The sequence below is a fragment of the Nonomuraea sp. NPDC050153 genome (assembly GCF_044460125.1).
In the GTDB taxonomy this organism is placed as follows: domain Bacteria; phylum Actinomycetota; class Actinomycetes; order Streptosporangiales; family Streptosporangiaceae; genus Nonomuraea.
In genome coordinates, this window is the sequence record NZ_JBITJQ010000017.1 from 182,680 (window position 1) to 196,702 (window position 14,023).

Consider the following 14,023-nt stretch of genomic DNA (forward strand, 5'->3'; position numbering starts at 1 on the left):
GAGGGCCTGAACCGTGAGCAGCGGTCCAGGCCCGGGCGACTCAGCAGCCGTCGGTCACGTAGCAGCCCTTCACGTACCACTTGCCGCTGTAGTAGGCGCCGCTGGTGGCCTTGCTCGTGCTGCCCACGTAGACCAGGCTGCCCGGCAGGTAGGAGCAGGACGAGGTGGAGCAGAAGTAGCCGTAGACCCGGAAGTAGGTCTCGAGCCCGCTGGTGCACTTGACGCTCACGGAGTGGTCGGTGCTCGCAGTCTTGGAGCAGCTGCTCACGGCGGCCGCGGGGGCAGCGGTGCCGCCGATGAGGGTGGCGGCCCCGAGAGCGATGCCGGCGATGCTGGAAAGGATCTTTTTCGTCACGGGCGTTCATGATCGCCTGTCGATGCCGATCTTGGCAAGTGTGAGCGTGATCTCTTCGCGAACCTCACGTTTCGGGTGGAGTGGACGTGGCTGGTGTGAGTTCTGGTGTTCGAGGGAATCTAGACGGAGGCGCCGCCTCTGCTCACGCACTGAAAAGGGGCGGCGCCTGATCATCCCCCCGGCGACGTCGCGCTCGGCGATGGCCGAGGAGCCCGCGGGGGAGCGCACGGTCGCCGTGACGGCGAGCCGGTGGTTCGGGCCGGTCGATCCCCAGCATCTTCCTGAGGACCCCCGCATGCGAGTCCGTTGAACGCTTGCATGGCAACCAATACATCTGTATAGAATCTTGGACGTGCGACCAATATCTGAAGAGGACCTGACGACGCGGGCCCGCATCCGGGACGCCGCGATGGCGTTGTTCGCCGAGCAGGGGGTCAAGGCCACCACGATCCGCGGGATCGCCGAGGCGGCCAAGGTCTCGCCCGGCCTGGTGCAGCACCACTTCGGCACCAAGGAGGCGCTGAGGGAGGCTTGCGACGAGTACGTCCTCAGCTACATACGTGAGCAGGTCAACGCGGGCGTCAGCAACCACAACCTGGAGAAGCCCGAATTCATCGAGCACGTCCACCGCACCGCGCCGCCCCTGATGAAGTACCTCGGCCGCGCGCTCGTGGAGGGCTCCCCGGCGGCCGCGACCATGTTCGACGACCTCGTGAGCGTGACCGAGGAGCATCTCGCCGACGACGACCAGCACTCCGAGGCCGACCATCGCGCCCGCGCGACCGTCCTGACGGCGATGAAGCTCGGCATCACGGTGCTGCACGAGCACGTCTCCCGCGCGCTCGGCACGGACCTCTACGCCCCGCAGGGCGCGCTGCGCGTCGGCAAGGCCCAGCTTGACCTGATCAGACCGGAATTCCTCGGCCGCGAGCTGTTCGAACAGGCGCGGACGGGGCTGGAGAAGTTCGAGGGACAACAATGAACGCCGCGGTACACGTCGACGGCCTGGTCAAGACCTTCGGCCAGGCCAGAGCCCTGGACGGGCTCGACCTCACCGTCAGGACGGGGGAGGTGCACGGCTTCCTCGGCCCCAACGGCGCGGGCAAGACCACCACGATCCGCGTCCTGCTGGGCCAGATGCGCGCCGACGGCGGCCGGGTCGAACTGCTCGGCGGCGACCCCTGGCACGACGCCACCGAGCTGCACCGAAGGCTCGCCTACGTGCCCGGCGATGTCACCCTGTGGCCCTCGCTCACCGGCGGCGAGGTCATCGACCTCCTGGGCCGGGTACGCGGCGGCCTCGACCCCGCGCGGCGTGCCGAACTCCTCGATCGGTTCGAGCTCGACCCGCGCAAGAAATGCCGCACCTACTCCAAGGGCAACCGGCAGAAGGTGGCGCTGGTGGCCGCCTTCGCCTCCGACGTGGAGCTGCTGGTGCTGGACGAGCCGACCTCCGGCCTGGACCCGCTGATGGAGGCGGTCTTCAACGACTGCGTCCTGCACGAGAAGCGCAACGGCCGCACCGTGCTGCTGTCCAGCCACATCCTCTCCGAGGTCGAGACGCTGTGCGACCGGGTCAGCATCATCCGCGCCGGCCGTACCGTCGAGTCCGGCAGTCTGGCCGACCTGCGCCATCTCACCCGCACCTCGGTGACGGCCGAGCTGATCGGGGCCGCGCCCGGCCTGGCCGCGCTGCCCGGCGTACACGATCTGACCGTGGACGGCGCCCGGCTGCGCTGCCAGGTGGACGGCGAGGCGCTCACCGCGGTGCTCGCCGAGCTGGCCAGGGCGGGCGTGCGCACGTTGACCACGCAGCCGCCGACGCTGGAGGAGCTGTTCCTGCGCCACTACGAGGGAGCCGCCGCATGACCGGCACCTGGGTGCTGATCCGGCTCATCCTGCGCAGGGACCGCGTGCTGCTGCCGGTGTGGATCGCGATCACCGCGCTGCTGCCGGCGAGCATCGCCTCCGCCACCACCGACCTGTACGCCGACCAGGCCGCCCGCGACGCCTTCGCGGCGGCCTCGGTGAGCAACCCCGCGCAGCTGGCCTTACGCGGGCACATCTACGACGCGAGCGTCGGCGGGCTGACCGCCTGGACGCTCGGTTCGTCCCTCGCGCTGATCGGCGGGCTGATCAGCATCCTGCTGATGACCAGGCACACCCGGGTCGAGGAGGAGACCGGCCGGCGCGAGCTGCTGTCGTCGGGCGTCATCGGCCGCCACGCCCCGCTGGCCGCCGCGCTCGCGGTCGTGCTGGCCGCCAACCTGCTGCTGGGCCTGCTGTCGGTGCTCACCCTGGTCGGCAACGGCCTGCCCGCGGGTTCCTCGCTGCTGTTCGGGCTGTCCACCGCCGGGGGCGGCTGGGCGTTCGCGGCCGTGGCCGCCGTCACCGCGCAGCTCACCTCGTCATCCGGTGCGGCGCGCGGCATCGCGATCGCCGTCGGCGGAGTGCTGTTCGCGGTGCGTTCGCTGGCTGACAGCGGCGGCATCGGCTGGCTCGCGTGGCTGACGCCGTTCGGCTGGGTCCGGCTGACCAAGCCCTACGCCGGTGACCAGTGGTGGGTGCTGGGGCTGATCGCGTTGTTCGTCGCCGCCGTGGTGACGGCCGCCTTCGTGCTGTCCACCCGGCGTGACGTGGCCGGGGGCCTGGTGCCCACCCGCCAGGGGCCCGCCACCGGAGCGCTGCCGGGCGCGTTCGGCCTGGCCGGGCGGCTGCACCGGGGCACGCTCGCGGGCTTCGCGATCGGGTTCGGGCTGCTGGGCGCCATGCTCGGCGTGTCGGCGCGTGGGCTGGACAGCCAGCTGGACACGCCGCAGTTCCAGCAGCTGGCCGCGACCATCGGCGGCACCGGTGCCCGCATCTCGGACGTGTTCTTCACGTTCGTGATGTACGTGCTCAGCCAGCTCGTCACGGGAGCGGCCCTGGTGTCGGCGCTGCGCGCCCGTGGCGAGGAGGCGGCCGGCCGGGCCGAACTGCTGCTGTCCACCCCCGTCGGCCGGTTGCGCTGGGCGCTCAGCCACCTGGTGTTCGCCGTCGCGAGCCCGGCGCTGCTGCTGGCCGTGCTGGGCGCGGCGGCGGGGCTCACCTACGACGGCGACGTGGTCCGCGTGGCCGGGGCGACGCTGGCGTACCTGCCCGCGGTCTGGACCGTGGTCGGGATCGCGACGCTGGTGTTCGGCCTGCTGCCACGGCTGGCGGCGGCCATGAGCTGGACCGCGCTCGGCCTCTTCCTGGTCGTGGACCTGCTGGCGGAGTTCAAGCTGGCCACGGGGGTCGTCCTGAACCTTTCGCCGTTCGTGCACGTGCCGGCGATCCTGCTGGGCGACGCCTCGTCGTCGGTGGCGCCGCTGCTGGGGCTGACCGCGGTGGCCGCCGCGCTGGCCGCGGCGGGGCTGGCGTTCCTGCGCCGCCGCAACCTGGTGCCGTCCGCCTGAACGCATGCGCGGCACTGTGCCGCCGTCGCCCGCTCAGGCGCCCGCCGCGCCCTGGCCGCCCCGGGCAGGGGCGGCCAGGTGCGGCTCCTGGCCGGGGTCAGTGATCGGCGGGTGCCCACCACGTCAGGTTGGCGGCCGCCTGGGCCACCGGCTCGATGATCTCCCACGCCTCGGTGATCAGCCCGTCGTCGAGGCGCCAGATGTCGACGACCACGATCTCGGGTCCGGCCCCGGGAAGCCGGCGCCGGGAGTACATCACGACGTGATCGCCGTCGGCCAGCACGTGCTGGATCTCGACCTGCATGCCGGCGAGCGGGACGAGCGCGGCGCGCACGGCGGCGAGCCATTCGGCCTTGGTCGACGAGGTCGAGTCCGGCCTGTGATGGATGAAGTCAGCGCTCAGCAACGATCCCAGCGCGTCGACGTCGCCGGTCTCGACCAGTCCTGCCAGGGCCCGCTGGACGATGCTCTTGTTGTCAGTGGTCATGGCAGCAGTGTTCCGGCCGTCGCGACGGGTGTCGATGAAGTCCCATTTCATGGCGCATCGGGAGTAACATCGGCGGTCATGCACACGGTCGGAGAGCTGCTGCGGCAGTGGCGGCACCGCCGGCGTCTCAGCCAGCTCGATCTCGCCATCGCCGCCGACGTCTCAGCGCGTCACGTCAGCCTGGTGGAGACCGGCAAGTCCAACCCGAGCGCCGACATGGTCCTCCGGCTCGCGGATCAGCTCGATGTGCCGCTGCGTGAGCGCAACCGGCTGTTGCTCGCCGCCGGCTTCGCACCCCGGTACGCCGAGCGGCCGCCCGGCGGGGAGGCGCTGTCGACGGCCTGGGGCGCGGTCGAGAGGGTGCTCCGCGCGCACGAGCCGTACCCGGCGCTGGTCCACGATCGCCGGTGGAACATCGTGATGAGCAACCGCGCTCTCGACCCGTTCCTCGCGGACGTGGCCCCCGACCTGCTGCGACCGCCGATCAACCTGGTGCGGTTGGGGCTGGACCCGCGTGGGCTCGCTCCGCGGATCGTCAATCTCGCCGAGGTGCGTGCGGTGCTCCGCGTCCGGATCGGACGTCAGCTCGCCGCCGCTCCCGACCCCGAGCTCGCCGCGCTCTACGAGGAACTGCTGGCGCCCGGCCCCGGGGACGTGAGCCGGCCGGTCGAGTCCGAGGTCGTGATCTCGATGATCTTTCGCTTCGGCGCACGGGAACTGCGGCTGTTCTCGACCACCACCACGTTCGGCACCCCGATGGACATCACGCTGGACGAGATCGCGATCGAGTCGTACTACCCGGTGGACGCGGAGAGCGCCGCCTACTTCACGAAGGCCGGGGCCCAGGCCGGCCGGTCAGGGGTCGAGGCGGTCGCTCGGCACGACCACGTACTGCCGCACGTACAGGTCGCGGAAGCTCACCGGCCCCCGCGGGCCGGGCACCCGGTCGATGTTGATGCCGGTCTCCGGCAGCCGTAGCAGCTTGAACCCGTCCAGCAGCCGCGTGGTGGAGTTCCAGAAGACCCCGGAGCCGGTGTAGGCGTCGATGAACTGCGCGGCGGCGGCCGGGTCCTCGGACGCGACGGCGGCGGCCAGCCCGGAGGTCTCCTCGTTGGCGATCCGGGCCGCGTGGAGCGGGCCGTCGGCGACGTCGACGGTCACGGTGGCCGCGCGGTCCGGGTCGAGCGACCACTCGTATCCACGGGGGTGGGCGTGCGGGGGGAGGGACGCGGTGATGTCCAGCCGGTCCAGGAGTTCGAGGATACGGGGCAGCCGCTCGTCGTAGCCGGACCGGTCGATGAGCAGCAGGTTGAGCCGGTTGCACACGCCCAGCCGGTCGAGGCTGTCGGTGATGAGCCGCTCGACGGTGTCGTCGGCGGCGGTCGGGTGCACGTACAGGACGCCGCCGCCGTCGGCGTGGGCGAGGGTGCGCACGCCGTGCCGGGCGGCCTCGCGGCCGAGGTCGCGGGTGCTGTCGCCGCTGCCGCGCAGGATGACCAGCGGGATGAGCTCGGGCAGGGCCACCAGCGCGTACGCCGCCGCGCGGTCCTCGCTGGGGACCAGCTGGACGGCCTCCGGGTCGAGCCCGGCTTCGCCGAGGGCCGGCGCGACGACGTGGTCGACGATGGCCTGGGACGAGCGCAGCGCGGCGGAGCCCGTGCGCAGGACGCCCGCGTTGCGTGATTTGAGGAGCTGGGAGGCGATGTCGAGGGTGACGTTGGGGCGGGCTTCGAAGTTGGCGCCGATGACGCCGACGGGGCGGCGGCGCTCCAGCAGGGTGAGGTGGTCCGGGCGCCTTTCGAGGACCTTGTCGCGGGGTTCGTACGGCACGTCGGCCAGGGTGCGCAGTTCCGCGGCCATGGCGTCGAGCCGTGCGGGGGTCAGGCGCAGGCGGTCCTGGAGGGCCGGGGACATTCCGGCGGAGGTGGCCGCGGCAAGGTCCTGCTCGTTGGCGGGGAGGAGGGTGTGCCGGGCGGTCCGGAGCCGTTCGGCCATGCCGCGCAGCGCCGTGTCGATGCCGGCGTCCGTCGCGCGTTCGAGGGAGGGACAGCTCTGCTTGGCCTTGGTCGCGCAGGCGCGCACGGTGTCTTCGACGGAGCCGTAACTGGTCAAAGGTGTCCCTGTTCGCTGGTGGGCCGCGGAATGTGGTCGATCGTAGCATTGTTCAACAATCCTCCTGCTGAACGGGCCCAGTCGGTGCCCAGTTCGCTTTCGAGTTCCTTGATGAAACGGGATTTGCCGCGCCGGCTGAGCGCCCATGAGTGGCCGGGGCGAAGAAGTCGCCCCGGCCGGGGACAGGCGGCGTATCGGGCCAACGCGGGCGTGGCACCACAAGCCCGTCCGATCCCGCGTGATAGATGTGAGCCGTACGCCGGATCAGCAGCTCCCCCCACCGAGGGGGACACATGACCACGATCAGCTTCGATCACGCGGCCACCGGCTACAGCCTCGCGCACGCGCGCTGCCTGGCCTACGCCGCCGAGCTGGCCTACAAGGACGAGCAGCGGGTCAAGGCCGTGGCGAACAGCTGGGGTTTCGACCGCGTGACCTCCTTCCGCGTGCCGCACGTCCCGCCGTTCCCGCTGGTGGACACGCAGGCCTACATCGCGGCCAACGATCGCATGATCATCGTGGCGTTCCGCGGCACCCAGCCGGAGGAGCTGCGTGACTGGCTGTCGGACGCCAACACGCTGCTGGCGCCGTACGCCGCGGGGACCGGCATGATCCACTCCGGCTTCTACCGCGCCCTGGACGTGGTGCATCCGGCCATGCTGGACATGCTGGAGAACTGGCGCACCGGCGGGCAGTCACTGTGGTTCACCGGGCACAGCCTGGGCGGCGCCCTGGCCATGCTGGCGGCGACGCGTACGTACTTCGAGGACCCGAGCCTGCTGGCCGACGGGGTCTACACCTTCGGCCAGCCCCGCACCTGCTGCCCGGTGCTGGCCGCCGCCTACGACAAGGCGTTCCGGGGGCGGATGTTCCGCTTCGTCAACAACAACGACGTCGTCGCCCAGCTCCCGCCGCCGCCGCTGTTCCAGCATGTGGCCGAGGAACGTTACTTCGACGCCAAGGGCAAGCTGCGGGAGAAGAAGACGCCGCTCATGGCGGGCCTGGCCGACCGGCTCAACGGCCGCGCCGCCGACGTGCTGGCGCCCGGCGCCGACGGGGTGCGCGACCACTTCATCAACGCCTACCTGGCGAACTTCGACGCCAACCTCCGCTGAGCCGCCACGCCGGGCGCGCTCAACGGGGCGGCGCCGTGCCTAGGCGCGGCCGGTCACCACGTCGCCGGCGGTGCGGGGGAGAAGCAGCGCGGGGATCGCCAGGAGCGCCAGGAAGATCGAGAGCAGGACGAAAGCCACGCGGTACGGCCCGGCGGCGCCCGCCCCCACGGGGACCGACTCGCCCAGCCGGACGAGCAGCGCGCCGACGGCCACGCCGAGGCCCGCGCCCAGCTCCTGCAGCGTCGACAGCAGCGTGTTGGCGTGGTTCATCCGGTCCTGGTCGACGTCGGCGAAGGCCACGCTGTTGTACGCGGTGAACCCCGTCGATCGTACGATCCCGCTCACCAGCAGCAGCGCGAGGATCACCGGCAGCGGGGTCGTGGCCTGGAGGAACGCCATCCCGAACAGGCACGCGGCGCCGATCGCGATCGACCAGAGCAGGACGGCGCGGATCCCGAGCCGGCGCATCAGCGGCGTGGTGGCGGGCTTGATCCCGACGTTCCCCACGAACAGCGCGATCACCACCAGCCCTGCCTGCGCCGCCGACCAGCCGAACCCCACCTGGAAGAGCAGCGGCAGCACGAAGGGGATCGCTATGATCACGCCGCGGTAGACCGATCCGCTCGCGGCCGTGGCCCGGTACGTCGTCACCCGCAGGATCCGCAGGTCGACGAGCGGGCGCGGAGCCCGCAACAGGTGCCGCACCGCCAGTCCGAGGCCCGCGCAGGCGACCGCCAGCGCCACCGCCGTCGCCGGGCCGAACCCCGAGCCGAGCCCCTCCAGCGCCACGATCAGCCCGGCGACACCCACCGCGATGAGGACGAACCCGGGGCGGTCCAGCGGGTCCGGGGCATCGGGGCGCAGGTCGGGCACGATCCGCAGCGCCACGAACAGGGCCACGAGCCCGAGCGGCACGTTGATCACGAAGATCCATCGCCAGGACGCGTAGTCGGCCAGCAACCCGCCGACGACCGGGGCCAGCACCGGCGCGAACAGGCCCGGCCACGTCAGGTACGCGATCGCCCGGACCAGATCGGACTTCGCCGTCGTCCGCAGCACCACGAGTCGCCCGACCGGCACCATCATCGCCCCGCCCGCCCCCTGCACCACCCGCGCGATCGTGAGCACGGGCAGGTTCGGGGCCAGCGCGCAGGCGATCGAGGCCAGCACGAACAGCGCGATCGCCGCCGTGAACACCCGTCGCGGGCCGAACCGGTCGGCCAGCCAGCCGCTGATCGGTATCAGCACGCCGATGGTGAGCACGTACGCGGTGATCGCGACGTTGACGTCGATCGGCGCGATCCCGAGCTCCGCGGCGATGTGCGGCGCGGCGGGGGTGATCACCGTGCCGTCGAGTATCTCCATGAAGAACGCGCCGGCGACCAGTAAGGCCAGACCTCTCTGGAATTCCACGTCGGCAAGGGTATAGACAGTACAAAACCGGCAATTCGGCGACCTCCCCACCTCGTGAGGTCGCGCAACCCTCCGTGAGCGCGGTTGCTCGCCGGCAGTGAGATGGCGCCGGCGGCTGTTCAGGGCCGGTCGGGCGAAGCTTCCGCACCAGGGGTGGCGTCGTGCTTGCGCAGCCGCCAGGCGGCCTGGGCGCCGAGGCTGGTGTCGATGTGCTCGCGCATGACGGCCGCCGCCGACTCCGCGTCGCCGGCGATCACGTACTCCAGCAGCGCCTCGTGCTCGGCGGCCTTGCGGTCGCGGGCCGCCTGGCCGCGCTCGACCTCCAGGGCGAGGCGGCGGTAGCGGTCGGACTTGTCCCACAGCCCGTCGAGCGTCTGGATGAGCAGGTCGTTGTGCGAGGCGGTGTAGAGGGCGGCGTGGAACCTGCGGTGGGCGACCAACTGCTCGTAGGCGGGGTTGCCTGGCAGGGGCTTGAGGCCCTCGTGGGCGGCGCGTATCGCGGCGATGTCGGCCTTGGTGCGGCGTTCGGCCGCCAGCGCGATCGCCAGGGGGTCGAGGGAGCGGCGGAGTTCGAGCAGGTCGCGGGCCTCCTCGGCGGCCAGGGCCGCGACTCGGGCGTCGCGGTGGGCGTCGAGCTCGACCAGCCCCTCGCTCTTGAGCCGGCGCAGCGCCTCGCGCAGAGGCGTGGTGCTGATGCCGATGTCGCGGGCCAGCTGCGCCTGCGCGATGACGGAGCCCGGGAGCAGCTTCCCGGACAGGATCAGCTCCTTGACGCGCAGGTAGGCGTAGTCCGCCTTCGTCGTGTAGAGCTCGGCCGCTGATTCGCTCATCGCTGTCCTGTCTCGTCGGTGACCGTTATAACCTACACCGCCATCCGGCCCTGTCGGCAAGACGAGGGACTCTCTTCCGGCAAGCAGCTGCTCTGTAGCGTGGCCGATATAAGACGTCCAGAAGGCTTGTCGCGTTACATTCCGGAAACGAAGGCTTGACGTCATAGGTTATAACGAAGCAGAGTGTGCGGCATCGCAGGCGACGGCTGGTCGGTCTCGCCTGGTCAAGGAGGAAGCACATGACCACCTTCCACCCCACCTTCCGCGCCCTCGGCGGCGCCGTACTCGCGCTCGGCCTCCTCACGGCCTGCGGCGGCGGTGGCAGTGATGGCGACGCGGCGGCGAAGCAGCCGCCGCCGAACACGATCGCGACGGGACAGGCCCCGTCCTACTACCCGGGCGATTACGCCCAGCTCATCGAGGCGTCCAAGAAGGAGGGCGGCACCCTCACCATCTACTCCAACACCGACCAGGAGAACTGGGCGCCGATCTTCCGGGACTTCGAGAAGAAGTACCCCTGGGTCACGAAGATCGCGGCCAACAACCTGGACAGCGACGAGGTGTTCCAGCGGGTGCTCAGCGAGCAGGCCACCGGCAACTCGCCGGCCGACCTGGTCGTGTCGAACGCCGCCCAGGCGTGGGCCGACTTCGCCGCCCGGCCGGGGACCCTGATGGAGTACGCCTCACCGGAGAAGGGCAAGCTCCCGGACTTCGGCGAGCCGCTGCCCAACGTCTACGCCATGTCGACGGATCCGCTGTCGATCGCGTACAACACCTCGCTGCTGCCCGAGAAGCCGACCGGTCTGAAGAGCCTGGCGGCGATCCTGGCCAAGGACCCCGCCCAGTACAAGAGCAAGATCACCACGCGGGACGTGAGCGGCGCGTTCGGCTTCACCGTCTCGCACGCCTTCACCACGGCCCGCCCCGACTCCTGGACCTCGCTGCAGTCGGTGCTGCCGCTGGCCAGGCCGGAGACCTCGTCCGGCACCCAGCTGGAGAAGATCACCTCCGGCGAGTACGTGGCCGGCTTCTTCGTCAGCGCCGCCCCGGCGTACCCGGTGGTGGCCAAGAGCGGCGGCCTGCTGGCGATCTCCTTCCTGGACGACGGCACGGTCGTGCTGCCGCGCGGCATCGGCATCGCCGCCAAGGCGCCGCACCCGGCGACCTCGAAGCTGTTCGTGGACTTCGTCCTGTCCCAGGAGGGCCAGCGGGCGGTGGCCGAGGGCGGGCTCACCTCCTACCGCGACGACGTCGCGACCGGCGACGGCCTGCACACCTACCAGGAGCTGGTGCGGTCCGTGGGCCAGGCCAACGTGATCCTCGCCAAGTACGAGAAGGTTCCCGACGCCGAGGTCAAGTCCTTCACCGGCAAGTGGAACGGCCTGCTCGGCCGCTGAGGGGAACGCCGAGTGGAAACGCTGAGAGGAATACGATGACCACCCTGTCCCCGCCGCGTCCGCCGGTCCATCCGCCGCCGCGCTACCGCAGGCCGCTGGGGCTGGCCCGGGAGAGCTGGCTGCAGTACTCCGTGCTGGTGCTGCTGGCGGTCCTGGTGCTGGCGCCGGTCGTCCCGACGCTGTACCAGTCCTTCCTCGACCGCCCCCTGTACGAGGCGGGCGGCGTGCTGGGCGCCGGCAACTACGCGCGGCTGTTCACCGAGGCGGGATTCGGCCGCGTCGTGCTCAACACGGCGCTGTTCGCGGGGCTGACCACCCTGCTCAGCCTGATCATCGCGGTGCCGATGGCCGTGGTCGTGGTGCGGACGAAGCTGCCCGGCGGCCGCGTGTTCGCCGCCGCCATGCAGTGGCCGTTCTTCATCTCCTCGCTGATCCTCGGCTTCGGCTGGATCACCATGTACGGCCCGGCCGGGTTCGTCAGCGTGGAGGTGCGCCGCCTGCTGGGCTTCCTGCCGTGGAACCTGTACTCCATCCCCGGCATGGCGCTGACCGAGGCCGTGGCGCTGGCCCCGATCGTCTACACCTTCTGCGCAAGCGCGCTGCGGCAGAGCGACGCCTCGCTGGAGGCCGCCGCCCAGGTGTGCGGGGCCGGGCCGCTGCGCATCCTGCGCTCGGTGATCCTGCCGCTGCTGCGCCCGCCGGTCGTCTACAGCTCGATCCTGGTGGTCAGCATGTCGGTGGAGACGCTGAGCGTGCCGCTGCTGTTCGGCCAGCCGGTCGGCATCGACGTCTTTTCCACGTTCCTGTATCGCAACGGCCTGCAGTCCATCAACCCGGACTACGGGGTGCTGGGCGCGGCGTCGGCGATCATCCTGCTGGTCACCGTCAGCCTGGTCGCGCTGCAGGCCAAGCTGCTCAAGAACGCCCAGCGGTTCGTCTCGGTGCGGGGGAAGGCCACCCGGCCGCGGCCCCTGGACCTGGGGTGGCTGAAGTGGGTGAGCGTGGCCGCCATCGCCTTCTACGTGGTGATGGGCGCCCTGGTGCCGATCGGCGGGCTGGTCTTCCGCTCCTTCACGCAGGTGTTCACGCCGCTGCAGTCGCCGTTCAGGACTCTCACCGGGGACAACTACGAGCGGATCTTCACCTACCCGGTGTACGTGCAGTCCATCGTCAACAGCCTGCTGGTCGCCGCGATCGGCGCGGTCCTGGTCAGCGCGCTGTCCCTGCTGGCGGTCATGGTGGCCAGGCGCTCGACCTTCCGCTTCGCCCGCGCGGTGGAGTATCTGGCGCTCGCCCCGCAGGCGATGCCCGGCATCATCGTCGGCATCGGCCTGTTCTGGGCGCTGGCCTTCGCCCCGTTCGGGCTGGGCAGCCTGATCCAGGGCACGCTGTGGGCGCTGATCATCGGTTTCGGGCTGCGCGCGCTGCCCAGCGGGTTCGGCTCCATCTCGCCGTCGATCATGCAGATCGGCCGGGAGCTCGACAACGCCGCCCGGGTGTCCGGCGCCGACTGGGTGCGTACGTTCACCCGCATCCTGGCCGCGCTGCTGCGGCCGGCCTTCGCCGGGGCGCTGATCCTGACGTTCGTGACGCTGCTCAAGGAGTACTCACCCGCGGTGTTCCTGGGCTCGGCGGACTCCAACATCATCGGCACGACCATGCTCGAACTGTGGGTGCAGGGCAACACCGGCTCCGTGGCCGCGCTGGCCGGCCTGCAGATCGCCATCACGGCGACCTTCGTCGGGCTGGCCGGACTACTTCTCAAGGGGCGCAACGATGCCTGAGGTCAAGGTCGCCAACCTGTCCAAGCGGTTCGGCGACAACGCCGTCCTGAACGACATCACGTTCACCATCGCCGACGGCGAGTTCTTCACCCTGCTCGGCCCCAGCGGCTGCGGCAAGTCCACCACCCTGGCGTGCATCGCCGGTCTGGAACGGCCCACCGGCGGCAGCATCGCGGTCGGCCCGGCGACCTTCGTCGACGCCGGCACGTTCGTGCCGCCCGAGGGGCGCAACCTCGGGATGGTGTTCCAGTCGTACGCGCTGTGGCCGCACATGACCGTCGCCCAGAACCTGGCCATGCCGCTCAAGATCCGCAAGGTCGACTGGCGCGAGCAGGACAAGCTCATCACCGAGGCGCTCGGCAAGGTGGGCCTGGCCGAGCTGAGGGACCGCTACCCGCACCAGCTGTCCGGCGGCCAGCAGCAGCGCGTCGCCCTCGCCCGCGCCCTGGTCTACTCGCCCGGCGTGCTGCTGCTGGACGAGCCGCTGTCCAACCTCGACGCCAAGCTCCGCGACCAGGCCCGCGCCTGGCTCAAACGGCTGCAGACCGAGCTCGGCATCACCACCGTGTACGTCACCCACGATCAGGACGAGGCCCTGGCCCTGAGCGACCGCATCGCGGTGATGTCCAAGGGCGACATGCTCCAGATCGGCACCCCGACCGAGATCTACGAGACCCCGGCGACCGCCGAGGTGGCCGCCTTCGTCGGCCGCTGCAACTTTCTCACCGGCACGATGACCGGCCCGGCCGAGGTGCGGCTGGACTGCACCGGCCAGACCGTCGCCGTGCCCGCGCAAGCGGTCGAAGGACGGGTCACCGTGGCCGTCCGCCCCGAACGGTTGAAGATCCTCCCGCCCGGCGAGACCGGCGAGACCGGCGAGAACGTGCTCACCGCCCGGGTGCTCACCAGCTCCTACGTCGGCTCCCGCTACGAGTACGACCTGCGCCTGGGTGACCACGTCATCCAGGCCGAGACCAACCGTTCCGGGCTGAGCGGCGAGGTCACGCTCGTCGTCGAGCCCGCCGCCTGCCTGCTCTACCCGACCACCGGCGTGCCGTCCGAGGACGCCGAAGCACTCGTAAGGACGTAAATT

General features: G+C 70.9%; 12 protein-coding genes and 1 pseudogene. 8 read left to right on the top strand and 5 right to left on the bottom strand.

Annotated elements, in window-relative coordinates:
- Nucleotides 1-40 precede the first annotated feature (40 nt).
- Nucleotides 41-355, bottom strand: coding sequence for a hypothetical protein (locus ACIBQ1_RS35185; RefSeq protein ID WP_397283622.1), 315 nt, complete (start codon nt 353-355; stop codon nt 41-43).
- 352 nt (nt 356-707) lie between these two features.
- On the opposite strand from ACIBQ1_RS35185, the gene ACIBQ1_RS35190 reads away from it, so the two are divergent.
- The 3 genes from ACIBQ1_RS35190 to ACIBQ1_RS35200 are packed head-to-tail and all read left to right on the top strand — an operon-like array spanning nt 708 to nt 3,792.
- Nucleotides 708-1,337: a TetR/AcrR family transcriptional regulator gene (locus tag ACIBQ1_RS35190; RefSeq protein WP_397283623.1), complete on the top strand. Its 630-nt coding sequence runs from the start codon at nt 708-710 to the stop codon at nt 1,335-1,337.
- The gene (locus ACIBQ1_RS35195; RefSeq protein WP_397283624.1) at nt 1,334-2,224 is read left to right on the top strand and encodes an ATP-binding cassette domain-containing protein; all 891 of its coding nucleotides are present in this window, start codon (nt 1,334-1,336) and stop codon (nt 2,222-2,224) included. Before ACIBQ1_RS35190 ends, ACIBQ1_RS35195 begins: the two co-directional genes overlap by 4 nt.
- A complete protein-coding gene (locus ACIBQ1_RS35200; protein WP_397283625.1) occupies nt 2,221-3,792 on the top strand; it encodes an ABC transporter permease in 1,572 nt (523 codons plus the stop codon). The genes ACIBQ1_RS35195 and ACIBQ1_RS35200 overlap by 4 nt, the downstream gene beginning before the upstream one ends.
- Nucleotides 3,793-3,889: 97 nt before the next feature.
- Here ACIBQ1_RS35200 and ACIBQ1_RS35205 read toward each other — a convergent pair whose 3' ends face one another.
- Nucleotides 3,890-4,279: a nuclear transport factor 2 family protein gene (locus ACIBQ1_RS35205; protein WP_397283626.1), complete on the bottom strand. Its 390-nt coding sequence runs from the start codon at nt 4,277-4,279 to the stop codon at nt 3,890-3,892.
- A 78-nt stretch (nt 4,280-4,357) separates the two neighbouring features.
- Here ACIBQ1_RS35205 and ACIBQ1_RS35210 point away from each other — a divergent pair, with 78 nt between their 5' ends.
- Nucleotides 4,358-5,257 carry a helix-turn-helix domain-containing protein gene (locus tag ACIBQ1_RS35210; protein ID WP_397283627.1) on the top strand — a complete coding sequence of 300 codons (900 nt, stop codon included), beginning with the start codon at nt 4,358-4,360 and terminating at the stop codon, nt 5,255-5,257.
- A gap of 261 nt (nt 5,258-5,518) precedes the next feature.
- On the opposite strand, the pseudogene ACIBQ1_RS35215 reads toward ACIBQ1_RS35210, so the two are convergent.
- A pseudogene (locus tag ACIBQ1_RS35215) lies at nt 5,519-6,538 on the bottom strand (aldehyde dehydrogenase family protein); the annotation flags it as partial.
- Between the two features lie 146 nt (nt 6,539-6,684).
- Between ACIBQ1_RS35215 and ACIBQ1_RS35220 the strand changes: the two are divergent.
- Nucleotides 6,685-7,506 (top strand): lipase family protein, encoded by an 822-nt coding sequence (locus ACIBQ1_RS35220; RefSeq protein ID WP_397283628.1) that lies wholly within the window; start codon nt 6,685-6,687, stop codon nt 7,504-7,506.
- A gap of 39 nt (nt 7,507-7,545) precedes the next feature.
- On the opposite strand, the gene ACIBQ1_RS35225 is transcribed toward ACIBQ1_RS35220, so the two are convergent.
- Nucleotides 7,546-8,919, bottom strand: a complete 1,374-nt coding sequence (locus ACIBQ1_RS35225) for an MFS transporter (RefSeq protein WP_397283629.1) — start codon at nt 8,917-8,919, stop codon at nt 7,546-7,548.
- A 119-nt stretch (nt 8,920-9,038) separates the two neighbouring features.
- Nucleotides 9,039-9,749 (bottom strand): GntR family transcriptional regulator, encoded by a 711-nt coding sequence (locus ACIBQ1_RS35230; protein WP_397283630.1) that lies wholly within the window; start codon nt 9,747-9,749, stop codon nt 9,039-9,041.
- Between the two features lie 239 nt (nt 9,750-9,988).
- Between ACIBQ1_RS35230 and ACIBQ1_RS35235 the strand changes: the two genes are divergently transcribed.
- Genes ACIBQ1_RS35235 through ACIBQ1_RS35245 form a run of 3 tightly spaced genes read left to right on the top strand, consistent with a single transcriptional unit; the run spans nt 9,989 to nt 14,020 of the window.
- Nucleotides 9,989-11,146, top strand: a complete 1,158-nt coding sequence (locus ACIBQ1_RS35235) for an ABC transporter substrate-binding protein (protein WP_397283631.1) — start codon at nt 9,989-9,991, stop codon at nt 11,144-11,146.
- Between the two features lie 35 nt (nt 11,147-11,181).
- Nucleotides 11,182-12,930 (top strand): ABC transporter permease, encoded by a 1,749-nt coding sequence (locus ACIBQ1_RS35240; protein ID WP_397283632.1) that lies wholly within the window; start codon nt 11,182-11,184, stop codon nt 12,928-12,930.
- Complete coding sequence (locus tag ACIBQ1_RS35245) at nt 12,923-14,020, top strand: ABC transporter ATP-binding protein (RefSeq protein WP_397283633.1); 1,098 nt, start codon at nt 12,923-12,925, stop codon at nt 14,018-14,020. The genes ACIBQ1_RS35240 and ACIBQ1_RS35245 overlap by 8 nt, the downstream gene beginning before the upstream one ends.
- Nucleotides 14,021-14,023 lie beyond the last annotated feature (3 nt).